15 protein-coding genes are annotated in these 16682 nt (G+C 44.7%); 2 read left to right on the forward strand and 13 right to left on the reverse strand.

Annotation, left to right across the window (positions count from 1 at the left end; genetic code table 11):
* Position 1: 1 nt before the first annotated feature.
* Genes CDI07_RS09300 through CDI07_RS09315 form a run of 4 tightly spaced genes read right to left on the reverse strand, consistent with a single transcriptional unit; the run spans position 2 to position 4238 of the window.
* On the reverse strand, positions 2-1135 hold the full coding sequence (locus CDI07_RS09300) for a site-2 protease family protein (RefSeq protein ID WP_088181357.1): 1134 nt from the start codon (positions 1133-1135) through the stop codon (positions 2-4).
* A gap of 49 nt (positions 1136-1184) precedes the next feature.
* The gene (locus tag CDI07_RS09305; protein WP_088181358.1) at positions 1185-2087 is read right to left on the reverse strand and encodes a glycosyltransferase; all 903 of its coding nucleotides are present in this window, start codon (positions 2085-2087) and stop codon (positions 1185-1187) included.
* A complete protein-coding gene (gene galU, locus CDI07_RS09310) occupies positions 2080-2958 on the reverse strand; it encodes a UTP--glucose-1-phosphate uridylyltransferase GalU (RefSeq protein ID WP_088181359.1) in 879 nt (292 codons plus the stop codon). Before galU ends, CDI07_RS09305 begins: the two co-directional genes overlap by 8 nt.
* On the reverse strand, positions 2955-4238 hold the full coding sequence (locus tag CDI07_RS09315) for a UDP-glucose/GDP-mannose dehydrogenase family protein (protein ID WP_088181360.1): 1284 nt from the start codon (positions 4236-4238) through the stop codon (positions 2955-2957). Before CDI07_RS09315 ends, galU begins: the two co-directional genes overlap by 4 nt.
* A gap of 48 nt (positions 4239-4286) precedes the next feature.
* On the opposite strand from CDI07_RS09315, the gene CDI07_RS09320 reads away from it, so the two are divergent.
* On the forward strand, positions 4287-5423 hold the full coding sequence (locus CDI07_RS09320; RefSeq protein WP_226996573.1) for a glycosyltransferase family 4 protein: 1137 nt from the start codon (positions 4287-4289) through the stop codon (positions 5421-5423).
* An 11-nt stretch (positions 5424-5434) separates the two neighbouring features.
* Here the strand turns inward: CDI07_RS09320 and CDI07_RS09325 are convergent, their stop codons facing one another.
* Positions 5435-6751 (reverse strand): nucleotide sugar dehydrogenase, encoded by a 1317-nt coding sequence (locus CDI07_RS09325; RefSeq protein ID WP_088181361.1) that lies wholly within the window; start codon positions 6749-6751, stop codon positions 5435-5437.
* 190 nt (positions 6752-6941) lie between these two features.
* On the opposite strand from CDI07_RS09325, the gene CDI07_RS09330 reads away from it, so the two are divergent.
* Positions 6942-8075 (forward strand): glycosyltransferase, encoded by a 1134-nt coding sequence (locus CDI07_RS09330; RefSeq protein ID WP_088181362.1) that lies wholly within the window; start codon positions 6942-6944, stop codon positions 8073-8075.
* On the opposite strand, the gene CDI07_RS09335 is transcribed toward CDI07_RS09330, so the two are convergent.
* The 8 genes from CDI07_RS09335 to CDI07_RS09370 are packed head-to-tail and all read right to left on the reverse strand — an operon-like array spanning position 8072 to position 16484.
* Entirely contained in the window at positions 8072-9109 is a 1038-nt protein-coding gene (locus tag CDI07_RS09335) for a glycosyltransferase family 2 protein (protein WP_088181363.1), read from the reverse strand. The genes CDI07_RS09330 and CDI07_RS09335 overlap by 4 nt on opposite strands.
* A 27-nt stretch (positions 9110-9136) precedes the next feature.
* The gene (locus CDI07_RS09340) at positions 9137-10459 is read right to left on the reverse strand and encodes an NAD(P)/FAD-dependent oxidoreductase (RefSeq protein WP_088181364.1); all 1323 of its coding nucleotides are present in this window, start codon (positions 10457-10459) and stop codon (positions 9137-9139) included.
* Positions 10456-11502, reverse strand: coding sequence for a glycosyltransferase family 2 protein (locus CDI07_RS09345; RefSeq protein WP_088181365.1), 1047 nt, complete (start codon positions 11500-11502; stop codon positions 10456-10458). The genes CDI07_RS09340 and CDI07_RS09345 overlap by 4 nt, the downstream gene beginning before the upstream one ends.
* Positions 11499-12941, reverse strand: a complete 1443-nt coding sequence (locus CDI07_RS09350) for a flippase (RefSeq protein ID WP_088181366.1) — start codon at positions 12939-12941, stop codon at positions 11499-11501. Before CDI07_RS09350 ends, CDI07_RS09345 begins: the two co-directional genes overlap by 4 nt.
* Positions 12942-12981: 40 nt before the next feature.
* Positions 12982-13845: a dTDP-4-dehydrorhamnose reductase gene (rfbD, locus tag CDI07_RS09355; RefSeq protein ID WP_088181367.1), complete on the reverse strand. Its 864-nt coding sequence runs from the start codon at positions 13843-13845 to the stop codon at positions 12982-12984.
* Between the two features lie 9 nt (positions 13846-13854).
* On the reverse strand, positions 13855-14412 hold the full coding sequence (gene rfbC / locus CDI07_RS09360) for a dTDP-4-dehydrorhamnose 3,5-epimerase (protein WP_088181368.1): 558 nt from the start codon (positions 14410-14412) through the stop codon (positions 13855-13857).
* 2 nt (positions 14413-14414) lie between these two features.
* Complete coding sequence (gene rfbB / locus CDI07_RS09365; RefSeq protein ID WP_088181369.1) at positions 14415-15416, reverse strand: dTDP-glucose 4,6-dehydratase; 1002 nt, start codon at positions 15414-15416, stop codon at positions 14415-14417.
* Positions 15417-15425: 9 nt separating this feature from the next.
* Entirely contained in the window at positions 15426-16484 is a 1059-nt protein-coding gene (locus tag CDI07_RS09370) for a glucose-1-phosphate thymidylyltransferase (RefSeq protein ID WP_088181370.1), read from the reverse strand.
* Between the last annotated feature and the right edge of the window lie 198 nt (positions 16485-16682).

Here is a 16682-nt window from a genome sequence, read left to right on the forward strand (position 1 = left end):
CTCAGCCGACCAGATTCGCCAGCGCGGGCCACAGGTTGAGCGCCAGCAGGAACAGGCCGACGCCTATCGTGAAGTACCTCACCGGCTTGGCTACTCTCTCCGGCAGATACGCCTTAACAACGTCGTCCAGCATCCTGCCTCCGTCGAGGGGCACCAGCGGGAAGAGATTCATCAGGCCGATTCCGATGTTGAGCACGTATATCCAGTAGAACGTGAAGAACAGCGGAAGTACTATGTTCTCGTAGCCGATTTTTGATACCACATGCTGGGCGGGATAGATGCCGATGTAGCCCTTCTCCGGATCCTCAGGATGCGCACCGAGCTTCAGCTGGAGGTTCAGTTCCTCCCCGTTGCGCAGAACTGTAAGCGTCACGACTTGGCCGGGTTTGGTCGTGTTCATGAAGTTGATGAAGCTATCCATGTCCCTTATCTGCTGTCCGTCCATTGCGATTATGATGTCTCCCTTCTGGAGAACGCCGAACGCTGGGCCATCCTCCAAAACCCCAGAAACGAGGATCCCTGCGGGCTGAAGAACGGGTGTTATTGCGAAGTTTATTATTAGGAGAGCTATAAGGGCTGTTGCGACGTTCGCGAGGGAACCGGCGCCGTAAACCCTCAGTCTCGAGCGGAGAGGGGCTTTCTCAAGTTCCTCCTCGTCCGGTTCGACGAAGGCACCAGGTATCACCGCGAGGAGAACCAGCCCCACCGATTTTAGTGGCAGGTCTTCGGCCCTGGCTACTATTCCGTGGCTCAGCTCATGAACCACCATGACGACGGCGAGGGCTATGAGACCGTACCAGAGGGGAATCGTGACGCCGGGGATGACTAACTGAACCCCGGACTGCTCGCCGCCGGTTTGGATGGTTCTCATTGCAGTCTTAAGAAGGGCGTAGAATACGTAGACCATTCCAGCGAATCCAAGGACTATTCCAACGTCCGCATAAACCTTCCAGAAGCGCTTGGCCTTACCTGCGAGGCTGTCTATGAGCCCGAGTAGCCTCTTGGTTCTCCACATTGCGATGAACAGGTCAACGGTCAGCCCCTCTTCCTTCTCCTCCCTTCTACCGAAGAGGGCGTAGAGGATCATCCAGAATGCGACGATGCCAATGATGACTATGAGGAGTGTGCTGTTCATTTGGGTCACCTAATAAGGGCTTTCCAGTGGGGTTTAAAAATGTAGTGCGCTACCTGTTGAAATGCAGTATTTTCTTGATGTACTCTAACGAGCGTGAATCCAGTGCAAGTTCGGCGAGCTTTCTGTAGTTTTCCATGTTAAAGGGAGCGATTGCTACGGAACGTATGAGGTATTTCAGCCCCTTTTCTGGATCACCGCCCAGGAGAAGGAGCAATCCCATCTGGCTTAGGTGAATGCTGAGAACATTTGGGTTTCTCCAGATATCTAGGTGCTTTCTGATGAATCGTTCCCTTCCGGGGATGTATTTCCCCATGTTGAATGATATCTGCCTTCCGTGAACATAATACTTTGCGACTATCTCGTTGACGTAATCAAATTTGTAGTACCTCGCGATCCGTAGCCACATATCCCAGTCCTGGGAGCTCGTTAGCTTTGGGTCAAAAAGTCCCGCCCTTTTAAAGCATTCGCGCCTTATCAGCAACGTTGGGCTTCCGATAAAGTTCTCACGGAGAAAGTGCTCGTATACGTCACCCCGGTGCCTCGGAAGTCTCTTCCCAAGTATTTTACCATCCTGCTGGGAGACGTAGTAAAATCCCCCGTAGACGACCCCAAATTCCCTATCAAGGTTTTCAAATTTCCTTACCTGGACCTCCAGCCTGTTGGGGAGCCACTCATCATCGTCATCCAGCAGGGCTATGAATTTCCCCCGGGCCTTCTTTATGCCAGTGTTCCTTGCAACAGGTCCACCGGAGTTTTCTTTGAGACGTATATACCTTATCCGGGTGTCGTTTATACTTTCCACGATCTCGGGGGTGTTATCAGGGGATGCGTCATCAACAACTATCAGCTCGAAGTCCTCAAATCGCTGACTAATTACGCTCTCTATCGCCCTTTTTAGCAGATTTGCGCGGTTGTACGTGGGTATTATCACGGATACTGTGGGTTTAGCCATCAAGAACCTCCTTAAGCATGCTCTGTAAGTGCTTGGTTACTTCATCTCTTAGCTCCTCCCTTGCGAGACTTAATTCAAGGTTGGCCCGTATAAAGCCAACCCTGCTCCCCACATCGTATCTTTTACCCTCAATCTTCTTTGCGAACATCTCCTGTTCCTTTAAGAGGGCTCCGAGGGCGTCGGTGAGCTGTATCTCGCCTCCCTTTCCAGGGGATGTTTCTTTAAGTGCGTCGAAGACATCCGGTGTTAAAACGTACCTCCCGATTATTGCGATGTTGCTAGGTGCCTCCTCGGGTGATGGCTTCTCCACAAGGCTCCGTATCCTGTAGAGGCCGTCTTCAACTTTCTCTCCATCAACGATTCCGTATCTACCCACAAGTTCAAAGGGAACCTCCTCCACGCCAATGACCGCTGCGTCCCTTCTTTTGGCGACCTCCATCAGTTGTCCTATCGCAGGTTTTTGACTTATTATGATGTCATCGCCCAGCAATACAGCGAAAGGCTCTCCGTTTACATGTTTCTCCGCATGGAGTATCGCGTCCCCCAGCCCGAGGGGCTTCTTCTGGCGGACGTAGTAGATGTCCACCATTTCACCAATCTCTTCAATCTGCCTGAGCTCGTTAACCTTACCCTTCTCCCTCAAGTAGTACTCCAACTCGAAACTCCTATCAAAGTAATCTTCTATAGCGCGTTTTCCTTTTCCGGTAATTATGAGGATATCGTCGATGCCGGCCTTTATAGCCTCTTCAACCACGTAGTGAATGACTGGTTTGTCAACTATGGGGAGCATTTCCTTGGGCATTGATTTCGTTATTGGGAGCATTCTAGTGCCGAGTCCAGCCGCAGGAATAACGGCCTTTCTAACTTTCACCAGCACACCCCCTCGTAAATCTTCGCAGTCCTCTCAGCGGCTCTCACCCGACGACCATCGATTACAATCTTCCCCGAATAATCCAACTCCCCAAACTCCCCCCACTCTGTAACGATGAGGACAACATCTGTCCTCTCCAAAACATCTCCCACCGAACTCGCGTATTCAATCCTCTCTCCAACGTCCGGATAGAATCGCTTAAAGTTCTTCATCGCCTGAGGGTCGTAAGCTAGGACTTTAGCTCCCTCATCGAGGAGCTTCTTGATGACGATGTACGCTCTCGTTTCCCTCACGTCATCCGTATCCGGCTTGAAGGCCAGTCCCAGGACCCCAACGGTTTTTCCCTTAAGCTCTGGAACGTACTTCTTGAGGAGTTCAATGAGTTTAAGCGGCTGCCTCTCGTTCACCTCCACGACGGCCTTCAGTATTACCGGCTCTTCACCGATTTCTTCAGCTTTATTAATGAGTGCCTTAACGTCCTTCGGGAAGCATGAACCGCCCCAGCCGATTCCAGTTCTAAAGAAGTGCGGACTAATCCGGTGATCCAGGCCGACGCCTTCAAAAACCTTCCACGAGTCGATGCCGAGCTTCTTACAAATGTTCCCAATCTCGTTGGCAAAACTGATTTTTGTCGCAAGGAAAGCGTTTGAAGCGTACTTGATCATCTCCGCCGTCTTAATGTCAGTAAAGAGCTTTGGGGCATCTATCGGCTGGTAGAGTTCCTCGAGAATCTCTCTCGTCCTCTCGTCCTGAACGCCGATGACGATTCTATCCGGGTTGAGGAAGTCCCTCAATGCAACGCCCTCGCGGAGGAATTCGGGATTCATCGCCAAACCAAAGTCTTTGAAGGCTTTTCTGCCGGAGTACTCTTCCAGAATCGGCTTGACGACGTTTTCGGTTGTTCCTGGCAGGACAGTACTCTTGACAACGACAACGTGGTAGGAGTCCTTCTCCTTCAAAACTTTCCCGATTTCTTCGGCGGCTTGTTTAACGTAGGTTAAATCGATTGAGCCGTCTTCTCGAGAGGGTGTTCCAACGCAGATGAAAGTGACTTCAGAGTTGAGAATCGCCTCGCGGTAATCGTTAGTCGCATGATAGCGCCCTTTAAATTCCTTCATTAGCTCGTCCAAGCCTTCCTCGTAGATTGGTGGTTCTGCATTGTTTATCATGTTGATTTTTTCCTCATCAACGTCCACGAAAATAACTTCGTTTCCAAGCTTAACGAAGCCCATGCCGGTAACGAGGCCAACGTAACCAGAGCCAATGACCGAAACCTTCATTATTCTATCACCCGATACCTACTGGAGTGTGAACTTAATAAAAAGGTGATGCTGATGGGAAGAAAAAAGGTCTTCATGCTACTCACTAATCCGTTCAAACCGGACCCACGAGTGTACAAGGAGGCCAAGACCCTGCTAGAACTGGGGTTCGATGTCTCTATTGTGGCATGGGATCGGGAAGGGACGCATCCTCGTCGCGAAGTCGTTGAGGGAATTGAGGTTTATAGGGTGCCCATCGAATCTAAATATGCATCGTTTGTGGATTTCTTTTTGAAACTCCCATTGTTTTATCTTAAAGCCTTTTTGTACATCGTTAACAATCGAACGGGTCTTTATGCAATCCATGCGAATGATTTTGATACGGCTCCACTGGCTTTTTTCTTAACCCGGCTCCTCAAAGCGAAATTTATTTACGATGTTCATGATTTGTACTATACTCGTATCTCACTTCTCGAAGAACGGGAAAAAGATAGCCCTGTTAGAAAAATTCTCCGGACGGCGGAGATACTATTTGCCAGGCTTTCTGATGCTGTGATAACAGTAAGTAGGTCCGTTGGAGGGAGACATGAGGGGTTCAAAGAATTTTTCGTGAAGAATGGGGTCGTATCCGACAAAATATACGTGGTTTGGAACACTCCTGACTTGGAGCTCTTCCCCCGATTGGCACGACAAAGGCATAATGGACTCATCGTGGGATACATAGGAACCATACGTAGTATATCCAATTTTATTCCTTTGTTTGAGGTTGCTCGGAGAAATAAGGCTTTGAAAATACTCTTTGTGGGTGGAGGGGCGTCTAGGGACAAAATTCAGGAGTTGCTATCCACGCAGTATCCGGACATTAACGTTGAGTTTGTAAGCCACATTCCCTATCAGCGTATTGCTGAGTATTACGCACGCTGTGATGTGATATACTCGGTCTTCCCCCTCACTGAAAACATCAGAAGAACTTTTGCCGTGAAAATGTTTGAAGGCGTTGTGGTGGGAAGACCGGTGATAGTCAACAAGGATACCCTTATGGAGGATTTTGTTCAGATCCATCGGTGTGGGATAGCGATAGATATTACCCCCAAGGATGTGGAGATTGCCCTTGAAAAATCCCTCAAACTCAGACCTCCCATCAGGCTTAGGGACAAATGGAATTGGGGTAGAAACAAGGAGATAATAAAAAAAGCATATTCATAGGAGATCAGGAGCTATATTTTTATGCAAACCCTGACCTTTTCTTTAATCTTCGCGCATACAACGTTTCTTGTATCGATGACAACCTTTTCAGCATTCTCTGTCAAAAGTTTGGGAAGGATTTCTCTAAACATATCGTGGTCCGTGACTATGACTATTGCATCTGCCCATTTGATGACTTCATTAAGGTCCTCCGAACTGAATACCCCAACTTTTGTTTTGATGGTCTTCGAGTAGGGGTCATGGACTCTAACCTTAGCCCCTCTTTCGATGAGTTCCTCGATAATTTTAATCGCTGGAGACTCGCGGGTATCACTTATATTCTTCTTATATGCAATTCCGAGTACTGCGATTTTTGATCCCCATAGTTTCATGTTGATTTTCCTCAGTCCTTCTTCAAGCAAGTTTACGGTGTGTATTGGCATGTAGTCATTTATCTGTCCCGCGGTTTCTATGAATCTCGGTATGAATCCATATTGTTTTGCTTTGTATGAAAGGTAAAATGGATCAAGCGGGATACAGTGTCCTCCAACTCCAGGCCCAGGATAAAACGCCATGAATCCGTATGGTTTAGTCTTTGCTGCGTCAATGACCTCCCAGATGTCAATTCCCATTCTTTCAAATATAAGTGCAAGTTCATTTACCAGAGCGATGTTAACGTGTCTGAATATATTTTCGAGCATTTTTACGGCTTCGGCGGTCTTACAGTCTTGGACCTTAATGACTTGAGTAACTATTGATCCATAAAGAAGGGCCGCGGTTTCAGTAAATTCTGGTATCAATCCACCAACGACCTTGGGGGTGTTGCTAATTGTGTATTTTTTATTCCCGGGATCCACGCGTTCTGGGGAGTACGCAACACCGAAATCCCTTATGACCCTTAACCCGCTATGTTCCTCAAGTAGAGGGACTAGAATCTCCTCCGTAGTACCTGGGTAGGTTGTGCTCTCGAGGATTATAAATTGTCCTCTTCGGAGAATCTTTCCAATAGATACTGCCGAGGACTTTACAAAGCTCAAGTCTGGTGTTTTGTCTTCCCTCAGTGGAGTGGGAACGGCGATTATTATAAAGTCACACTCTTTAAGATCGTCGATATTGTTTGTTGGTGTAAAGTTGTCGAGATTTAGGTCTTCGTCTTTAATATCGTCTATGTATGAAACTCCATTTTTTAGCATCGTTATTTTGTCCTCTGCAACGTCGTATCCAATGACCTTGAACTTTTTTGAAAACTCTATAGCCAGCGGAAGGCCAACATAGCCGAGGCCTACAATGCCTATTATAGCTGAATGACTGTAGATTTTTTCGTTGAGTGTTGTTAGCCAATCATTCATTTACACGTCCCTCACGGCGGTTTTTTAACAAACATTCTGATGATATCCTCATACAACCAAAGCTATAGTTTCTCAAAAACTTTTCCCAGCACTATAAAAATTATATAGGGATAAGATGAGCTTGAACGTAGAATAAACAATATTCCAGAATGAATGAGTTGGATGTATTTTTGGAATTGGAGGGTGGATTATGAAAACTGAAAAGATCCACGATAAAACGCCTGATATAATTGTTGTATACCCTTGGGGAAATCCGTTGCTTGAGTCAAGTGGGGTGGAAAAAAGAAGCTCATCTTTAATACGTGCTTTTGAGAAATCTGGAATGAGGGTTACTATTATAGGGCCTATACCCATACAGTCGGGGGAATACACTATTAATTCACAGATGTTTTTTTCTTATAAGGGGCATGGGGGTCTTGTTTTAGACTGGAATCCAAGCTATTATGTGAAGCTTGTACAGTTATTACGGAAGTATCAAGGAAGGTCTGTTAATCTTGTATTGACCGGTCCATTGGGGTGTTTAGGTGCTTTATTTGTTAAAATTGTATTTAATGGGAGAAAAAAAATTTTGATTGTGTATGATGCGCATAATGTTGAAAAAGAGAGAGTAGAGAGTGGAGCATTCTCAACTCAAAGCTCGTTGTTGAGAATCTTTACAAAGATAATCCTCATATTCTCTGAATGGATTGCTGTGAGAACTTCTGACATTGTCTTCTCAATAAGTCATAGAGATAAGAGAGTTTTTAAGAGGACTTATGGGATTCCTCCGGAGAGAATCTTGGTTATACGTCCAATTGTACCTACAAATAGAGGTGTAAAATACAAAAGAAAGTGTGGCATCCTTTTTCATGGGAGTTTCAAATATTTCCCAAACAAGGAAGCTGTAGATTTTATTCTAGAGGTTTCCGAAAATCTTAAATGGGCCAGGTTTTATTTAGCTGGCTCAGGCATGCCCAAGAAGAAATTGAAAAACGTTGAGTTCATGGGGTTTGTTGAAAACTTGGATGAGTTTCTTTCTATGGGCGATCTCGCATTGGTCCCCCTCAAAAGGGGTGCTGGGGTTAAGCTTAAGATACTAGATTACCTCCTCAGGGGGATACCCGTGATAACGACAAAAATCGGTGCCCAAGGACTGGAGTTTACGCATATGAAAAATGCCATTGTTGTTAACTTGGATGAAATTGAAGAGATAGTCAGGTTTCTGAGTGAGAATCCTAAGTACAAGCGTAAAATTGGAGTGTTTGGGAGAAAGCATGCTGAAGTGAGGTTTTCGGGGAATATTGAGAAAAAGAGACTATCGGTGTATTTCAGGGGTGATGACTAGCGGCTGAATAGTCCATCAGCAATGGCAAGGGCGTATTTAATAAATGTTTTGGGCCGTTTGTACTTGAACACTAGTTGCACCAGTTTAAAGTAAATTTCGTACAATAATACGTAAAATAAATGAAAAATTAGCACTTTTTGTGGATAATTATCTCTCAAAAACCAGAGACGATTGCGATAGTAGTGATACGTGTAAAAATCACTTAAATATCCTCCTGTTAAGGCTCCCACTTTATGCCAGATACTTGCTTGAGGAACATGCAGTAGCTTGAAGCTTTTTTTCTTTGCTCTAACGCAGAGGTCAGTTTCCTCCCAGTAACAAAAGAACTCTTCTTTAAACAAACCGACTTCAAAAAAGACATCTTTTCTTACTAGCATGCATGAACCTTCTATTTTCTCAACTTCTCTTGGATTTGGGGGGAGAGAATCACTGTCTCTTTTAAAGTTGAGCCGGAGTTCTCTGCCTCGTTCTGGCACTAAGAATGCTCCAGCAAAGCTGATTATATTGGTCTTGCCATTGAAATCATAGAAGTAGACAGTTGGTCCTGCCACGCCGGTATCACAATCTATATTCTGGATGAGTGTCTCTAAGAGGTGAGGGTTTACTACTGTGTCTGGATTTAGTATTAGCACGTATTCGGGGTAAAGAACGCTTAATGCAAATTTTATTCCTATATTATTGCCCTTCGCATAGCCATAGTTGTCTCTGTTTTTTATAATGATCAATCTTCTGTTTGGGTCATATTTACCATAGAGGGGCCGGTTAAGTTTCCCTTGGAGTGCTTCCTCTTCGCTGAGTTCAAAAATTTTGATCGGTTTGTTCTCCGTGGTGTAGTCAAAGAATTTTGACTTGACTTTCAGGTTTCCTCGGGCATATTCCTTGATTTTTTGTATTGATTCATCGCGGGATGCATTGTCAACGACGATGACGTCGTAGTTAGGATAATCTATCCTGTAAACTGACTCTAGGCATTCTATAGTGTCCCTCCAGCTATTCCAGTTGAGGATTATGATTGAGACACGTGGATGTTCCATTCTTAGTCCCCTATCCTCCTCAGTTTACTAAGGATTCGTATTACTTTGAATCCAGTCTGTGACATCTCTTGCCATTTTGACCACAGCATCCATATTGGCATATTCCCAGCTTCCGAATCTCCCGGTACTTGTAATTCCAAGTTTTGTTAAGTAATTGTGAACGATTTTTAGTTGCTTTTTGTATTCTATATCATAGATTACATAGGCATACTTGAACCGATATACTGTTGTTAACACCACATCATCCCTTTTTATTATCCCCAGCCGGTTCAATTCCTCAATAGTTCTCTCGGCTATCTCAGTGTCGTTCATCTTACTAACCTTATCTCCTTCCCTGTACGTAATCTCTGCAAGGATTGATGATTTACTCTCTGGAGCAACGTAAGGTGAGTAGTTTGATGGGAAGCTGACTCGATGCGTTAAAATCTCCTTGTCGGGGATATACAACCATGAAAGACTGTTGAGTTTAGGTTTATCAAGTCCAATTCCGATAGTAATTAAGGAGTTAAACTTGAGATTGTTTACCGCATCTTCAACTTCGTGTGGAACATCATCTAGGACATTAATGAGCTCTTGTAATGGAATTGTGGAAATTAGTTTGTCAAATTCGAGTTCTCTCTTTCCATTGGAAACTATCCATTTTTTGTCTTCTTTTTTGATTTTTTTGATCGCAAAATTCGTAATTACCTTGTCTTTCATAGGTTCTTCGAACGCTTTTGCTAGACTTTGTATTCCACCATACTTGGGATAATAAAAGTGAAGCTGGTGAGTGTATCCTTCAGTTGGAATTCCTAGTGATGATTTTATAATATCCTCTACCGGTGGCTGAGGAATACGTTCAACCCACACAGTACTCATCTGATCTAGAGGATACTTCCAGATTTTTTCGTTATATGGAATTAGGTATTTCTCGGCTATCCCCTTTCCAAAAGTGTAGTAAAACCACTCCTTCATGTTTTTTGGAGGTCTCAATAGTCCCTTCTCTTTTGCAATGAGATTTTGGATGAAGTAATACAGACACTCAAAATTATCCTGTTTGGGTAGATCAGCTAGGCCATTCTCGAAGGGGTACTTAACGTAGTTTCCTTTGTACAAGATTTTCGTGTTCCTCCGATTTCTAACGACATTGCTACCAAGGAGTGATACCATAAAGTTGAGGATTTCTTTGTCTTTTGAGAAAATTATGTGAGAGCCACCGACATCAAAGGTGAATCCCTCTACATTAACAGATTTTAGTAATCCCCCGGTTTCGGTATTCTTTTCTAAAATAGCGAAGTCATAGCCTTTTTTACCGAGAAAATACCCTAGAGAGAGTCCTGCTAAACCACCACCGAGGATTCCGATTCTCATCTTTGATTACCCCCATAGAGTATTCTTTTTGGTTTTTCGTTGTCAAAGATGCCCCTAAGTCCATCCAAGTAGGCGGATGTCACAAACAAGATCCGTTTAAATTTGTGGTCATGGAACAATATTATAGCTCCTATACTTAAACCCAATCTCTTCACGAGGCTGAGATAAAATTTGAGCCTGTTTGTTGAATATTTTCTGCCAAGATACGTTAGGTTCCTGATTCCATAATAACTTTTCCATAGTTTGTTATAAGGGACTATGTACAAGGTCTTTCTAAAAACTGTCTTTTTAATTAATCCTCTCTTTTTAATGCCTTCTTTATGAACAATCCTGCTATCCGGAATAAGATATATCTTACCTACCGTTCTTAATCTGATACAATATTCAACATCATCGTAGGTTATAAAAAACCGTTTGTCAGGGAGTCCAATTTTCCTAATAGCTTCTGAATTTATTAAAATGCCAACAAAGGATGCATGGTCGATTTCCAAAAAGCTTTTGTCTTTGAACTCGTTGTCTTTTATTGGACGAATTATATGTCTAAAGACGTCATTGAAAAAGAAATATCCTCTATGATAGTGTAGTACCCGTTCGTTTTCATCAATCTTTAAACAAGCAAGTGCAACAGCGTCTGGTAAATGTAACCACCTTACTAAATTCTCCAGTGCATCTTTCTTCGGTTCTGCATCATCATCCATCAGCCAAATCCAGTCATACCCTTCTTTGTAGGCTCTCTTAACACCCTCATGAAATCCTCCAGCCCCCCCAACATCTTCATATAACCTTACATACGTGACTTTAATCGGGGTACCTTTTGAACTCTCAATGACATTCTCTGTGGACCATGAGCCCTCCCTGCATTCCTTAGGCGGGAGTTTCTGGATATATCCCGCATCTTTTAATGCATTAGGTGTTCCATCTGTTGAGGGTCCATCAATTATAAAAATGGCATCTAATGGATATGTCTGTTGCTTCAATGCGTTAAGACACTCTAATAAGAGCTGTTTTCGGTTGAACGTCACCACAACGGCAGCAATCCTCATTTTGATCCCCCCTCCGGTAGCATAAGTCTTTTTAGGATTTTTGTGTCTACATGGTCAAATCCATTTATCAAAATGAATACACCGAAGTACGTAATTATTGCAGTGATTATTATTAAAAATAGATTCAAACTCTTGAAAAACCAGATAAGTAACCCCATGATTGCGGCTGCTATGCTCGCTTTCCACATAAACGTGAGTATGTGTCGGTTGAAGAATTTAGTATTTCGAAAGATGTACATGTATGCCAGTGTGACAAATAATTCTGTTGTTAATGTAGTTGCACTTGCTCCGAGATAACTGTATCTTGGAATTATAACTGCATTCAATATCATATTTATGATGGCCCCTGTTGCTGTTATCTTAGTTTCAATTATTTGCTTATTGGTGGCTTGTACCAGCCGCCCGTAAGGTTGGCTTAGAAATATAAGCACCGAAGACCATACTAAAATACGTAACGCATTTGCGGCGGGTGAATACTCCGGTCCAAATATTAGCAGGATAATTCTATCGGCCAGCAGAGTTGTTCCCACTCCAATTGGGAATGCCAGCATGCTCATGTATTTAAAAGAGCGTTCAAATGAAAATCTAAGAGAATCATTTGAGTTTTTGAAGAGCTGTGACATTAGAGGGTACACTGCTGTGAAGTAAATGCTGGGGATTACTAGCAGAATCAGAATCAACCTGTAAGCTGCATTGTACCAGCCAACTACTTCGTCTCCTTTCATATACGACAACATTACCGAATCTATCCAGTAATAGATGGATATAAAAATCGCAGTTAGTGCAAACGGCCATGCTTCCTTTACGATGCTTTTCCAGAACTCTAAATCAACTTCCACGGCTGGTTTCAAAAATTTCCAGGTGGTTATGACGATATGGTAACCTAAAACAATTAAGTTTACACTCAAATAAATCATTGCAAAATGTATCACATTTAAGCTGAGCTTTATCGCAATTATTGCAAAAAGCAGGGAGAGTGCACTCTGTAGAATCTGTCCGATGGACATGAACTCCATCTTCTCAAAGGCCTGGTATATATCTTTAAACAAATTCGAAATCCCTCCAATGATCGTAGATAGGGCTATTATGTAGACGACCTTCCTTGTGATCTCTGGGTAGTCTAAGAGAGCCATCACTAGGAAGACGATCAAAAAAGTCAGACCTCCAAAGAGTAACTTTAAAGCAACTCCATTTGCTAGATACCTCTTGGCCAAACTTTTATCTCTTGCAACTTCCCTGACAGTCAGGGGGTCAAGACCAAAATTGGTAATAACTCCAAATATTCCATTTAAAGCTAGGGCAAAAGTCAAGATACCATAATTTGCTGGACCTAGATACCTTGCGGTGTACATTACGTAGAAGAAGCCGAGGAGCATACTAAGGATTCTTCCTACAAAAAGCACCATCATGTTCTTTGCGATTCTTTGTATCGTGTTCATTGTGTACACCTTTGATTGATCCCTGTAAACGGAGCAATGTTCACAACTGGCCCACTTCAATTAAGTATTCTTTTAGGGCTTCTTTCCAGTATATGCTCAAGACTCCAAGGGACTTAAGCTTTTTGACGCTCAGTGCTGAAAACCTTGGCCTCCTTGCCAATCTGTTGAGTTCGCTGGACTTTATGGGCGTTATCTCAACGTCCCAACCAAGAATCTCGAAGATTGCCTTCGCAAAGTCATACCAAGAGCAGTATCCTTCGTTTACCATATGATAGACACCATAATCGGGTCGAACCTTTAGGAACTCTTTCAATGCTTTGGCCACATATAGAGTGTGGGTCGGACTCATGACTTGGTCGTCGACTATCTGCAGTTTTTCCCCACGTTTTGCTCTCTCAATGATCCATTCGACGAAATTCCCACCTTTTCCGCTTGCTCCAGCTTTTCCATACAGGCTTGCGACTCGGATAATATAGTACTTCGTGGAATAATTTCTCGTGAGGATTTCGCCCGCGTACTTGCTTGCCCCATAAACGTTTATCGGATTAGGAACGTCATCTTCTGTATACGGCTTTTCTTTCTCCCCGTCAAAGACGTAGTCCGTGCTGATGTACACATTGATGGCATCAATCTCGTTAGCAACCCTCGCAACGTTCAGAGCGCCAATAGCATTGACCGCAAAAGCCTTCTCCGGATAAAGCTCTGCATCATCAACCCTAACATATGCGGCAGTGTTGATAATAACGTCGGGCCTCAACTCTCTCAGAACCTTCAGTGTCTCTGGAATCGTGACGTCTAAGTCAGCGTGAGTTAGAGGAATCACTTCAAACGAGAGGTCTTCCCCCAAAACCCTCACTAAGTCGCTTCCAAGCTGGCCGGCGGCACCGATTATTGCAACTCTCATTGAATCACCTCAGAAAGTCCATCCCTTTTCGATGGCCTCCCTCAGTGTTGGCCACTTCCTGTCCTTCTCAGAGACCAGGGGGTCATCAATCGGCCAGTCTATGCCTATCTCTGGGTCGTTCCAGATTATTCCGCCTTCATAGTCGGGGGCATAAACGTTGTCCACTTTGTAAACCACTTCCGCAATATCGCTCAGTACTAGGAATCCGTGGGCAAAACCCCTTGGGATGTAGAGTTGCCACTTGTTGTGCTCCGAGAGGATAACCCCCACCCACTTCCCGAAAGTTGGTGAGTCTCGTCTTAAATCAACGGCAACGTCGTAGATGACTCCCCTAACGGCCCTCACAATCTTGGCCTGGGCGTAGGGCTTGCGCTGGAAGTGTAGGCCCCTGAGCACGCCGTACTTAGATTTTGAGTGGTTGTCCTGGATGAACTCCTCTTTGATTCCAGCCATCTCAAAATCCGGTTTCTTGTAAGTTTCCATGAAAAAGCCCCGCTTATCCCCGAAGACCTTCGGCTTGATTAAAATAACATCGGGAATTTCCAGCCTTTTAAACTCGAAGGGCATCCTCACCACCCCAGCTTCCAGGGCGTTGGGTGGAGAACCTTCTCGTTCACCAACGGCTTCCACCAGGCCTTATTTTCGAGATACCACTCCACGGTTAGTTTGATTCCTTTCTCAAAGTTGTACCGTGGACGCCACTTGAGATCGCGTGTTATCTTCCAAGAATCGAGCGAGTAACGGAGGTCATGGCCGGGTCTATCCTCAACGAACTCGATGAATGACTCATCCTTTCCAAGGAGCTTTAGAATCGTTTTAACGACTTCAATGTTGGTCTTTTCCTCGCCGGCCGAAATGTTGTATACCTCCCGTGGTTCACCCTTGAGGAGAACGGCTTCAACCCCTCTAACGTGGTCTTCGACGTAGATCCAGTCCCTCACGTTCTGGCCGGTACCGTATATTGGAGTCTTAAGACCCATGCTGGCCCTGATTATTGTCTTGGGGATTAGTTTTTCCGGGAACTGATAAGGGCCGTAGTTGTTGGTGCACCTTGTTATAGAGGCGTTCAGATTATAGGTTCTCGTCCAACCGAGGACGAGAGAATCCGCCGCCGCCTTGCTGGCAGAGTACGGGGAGGATGGCATCAGAGCGTCTCTCTCGGTGAAAGAGCCCCCAATGATGTCGCCGTAGACCTCGTCCGTGCTTATGTGGACGAACCTGACCTCAGGATTATATCTCCTGATTGCTTCCAGTATAGTGTAAACACCGATGACGTTGCTCTTCAGAAAGTGCTCTGGACTTGAGATGCTCCTGTCCACGTGGCTCTCGGCCGCGAAGTTCACAACCGCATCGACTTTCTTCACGAGATTCTTCATCAGCTCAAAGTCCCCTATGTCCCCCCTTATGAATGTGTACCGGGGCTCGTCTTCAATGTCTCTCAGATTCTCTGGATTTGAGCCGTATCCGAGCTTGTCTAGGTTGATTATCTCCCACTCCTCGTGCTTTTCCAGGACGTAGCGGATGAAGTTGCTCCCTATGAAGCCCATCCCACCGGTTACCAAGAGTCTCATCTTTCCACCTCATAGGATTATGCGGGAGTTATCTCCCACAACGAGCTTTCTGCCAAATGGATGGGAGGTACCGTTTATTATCTTCACTCCCCTCCCAATGAGGCTTTCGACTATCCTACCCGCATTCCTTATCTCACTTCCCTCGAGGATTATTGAGTCTTCTATCTCCGTGTTTTCGATGATGCATTTGTTGCCTATGCTTGTGTATGGGCCGATGTAGGCGTTTCTTATCACGACGTTCTTTCCTATCACAACGGGCCCTTTAATTACGGTATTGTCGTCTATCTCCGTTCCCTCCTCGATTATGACTCTCCCGTGGATTCTTGCCTTTGTTTTCACCTTTATGTCTGGCTGGATGTCGTCTAGAATGAGTCTGTTAGCATCGAGTATATCCTCGGGCTTACCAGTGTCCTTCCACCAGCCCGTTACCTTCGTCCAGCCAACACGATAGCCGTTGTCAATGAGCCATTGGATCGCGTCGGTTATCTCAAGCTCGTTTCTCCAGGAGGGCTTAATGTTTTCAACTGCTTCATGGATGATGGGCTTGAAGAAGTATATCCCCACCAAGGCAAGGTTGCTTGGTGGCACCTTGGGCTTCTCGACGAGCCTTTTGATGGTCTTCCCATCATCGTTCAGTTCGGCCACACCGAACTGCTGGGGATTGGGAACCTCTTGGAGGAGTATGCTGGCATCGAAGTTTCCTTCTTGGAAGTATTTTAAGTGCTCCACTATTCCTTCCCTGAGGATATTGTCACCGAGGTACATAACAAAGTCATCATCACCGAGATAGTCCCTTGCTACTTTTATCGCATGCGCCAAGCCCTTTGGCTCACCCTGATAGATAAACTCTATGGAGGCGTCCCACTCCCTGCTGAGGACGGTTTCTTTTACCAATTCTGCGTTAGGTCCCACAATTATTCCAATATCGTGAATTCCTGCTTCGATCACATCTTCAATAGCATAGAATAAAACCGGCTTGTTGGCGACTGGAATCAACTGCTTCTGCTGGGAGTAAGTCAGAGGCCTGAGCCTAGTCCCATGACCACCGGAGAGAATGAGAGCTTTCATGATTATCACCCCACTATGCTAGGATTGAATTGAGGAATATTATAAACATTTTTGAGAGTCTGAGCGGATACACTGTTACTGCGGTTGTCATTTGGACTCTTGTTGATTTTTGGACCTTTTGGCCAGTAGTTATATCTTCTGCTGAACTTATAAATGCCGCCATATTTATAAGTACTGGGGTACAACGTTGATGAGGTG

Origin of the sequence: Thermococcus sp. 5-4 (assembly GCF_002197185.1) — an archaeon.
Classification (GTDB): Archaea; Methanobacteriota_B; Thermococci; order Thermococcales; family Thermococcaceae; genus Thermococcus; species Thermococcus radiotolerans.

Excerpts from the sequence above, each read along its gene's own strand:
- rfbB (WP_088181369.1), bottom strand. The coding sequence starts at position 15,416 with ATGAGACTCTTGGTAACCGGTGGGATGGGCTTCATAGGGAGCAACTTC.
- CDI07_RS09315 (WP_088181360.1), bottom strand. The coding sequence starts at position 4,238 with ATGAAGGTTTCGGTCATTGGCTCTGGTTACGTTGGCCTCGTTACCGGC.
- CDI07_RS09340 (WP_088181364.1), bottom strand. The coding sequence starts at position 10,459 with ATGAGAATCGGAATCCTCGGTGGTGGTTTAGCAGGACTCTCTCTAGGG.
- CDI07_RS09345 (WP_088181365.1), bottom strand. The coding sequence starts at position 11,502 with ATGAGGATTGCTGCCGTTGTGGTGACGTTCAACCGAAAACAGCTCTTA.
- CDI07_RS09325 (WP_088181361.1), bottom strand. The coding sequence starts at position 6,751 with ATGAATGATTGGCTAACAACACTCAACGAAAAAATCTACAGTCATTCA.
- rfbD (WP_088181367.1), bottom strand. The coding sequence starts at position 13,845 with ATGAGAGTTGCAATAATCGGTGCCGCCGGCCAGCTTGGAAGCGACTTA.
- CDI07_RS09330 (WP_088181362.1), top strand. The coding sequence starts at position 6,942 with ATGAAAACTGAAAAGATCCACGATAAAACGCCTGATATAATTGTTGTA.
- CDI07_RS09370 (WP_088181370.1), bottom strand. The coding sequence starts at position 16,484 with ATGAAAGCTCTCATTCTCTCCGGTGGTCATGGGACTAGGCTCAGGCCT.
- CDI07_RS09300 (WP_088181357.1), bottom strand. The coding sequence starts at position 1,135 with ATGAACAGCACACTCCTCATAGTCATCATTGGCATCGTCGCATTCTGG.
- CDI07_RS09350 (WP_088181366.1), bottom strand. The coding sequence starts at position 12,941 with ATGAACACGATACAAAGAATCGCAAAGAACATGATGGTGCTTTTTGTA.
- CDI07_RS09335 (WP_088181363.1), bottom strand. The coding sequence starts at position 9,109 with ATGGAACATCCACGTGTCTCAATCATAATCCTCAACTGGAATAGCTGG.
- CDI07_RS09305 (WP_088181358.1), bottom strand. The coding sequence starts at position 2,087 with ATGGCTAAACCCACAGTATCCGTGATAATACCCACGTACAACCGCGCA.
- rfbC (WP_088181368.1), bottom strand. The coding sequence starts at position 14,412 with ATGCCCTTCGAGTTTAAAAGGCTGGAAATTCCCGATGTTATTTTAATC.
- CDI07_RS09320 (WP_226996573.1), top strand. The coding sequence starts at position 4,287 with ATGCTGATGGGAAGAAAAAAGGTCTTCATGCTACTCACTAATCCGTTC.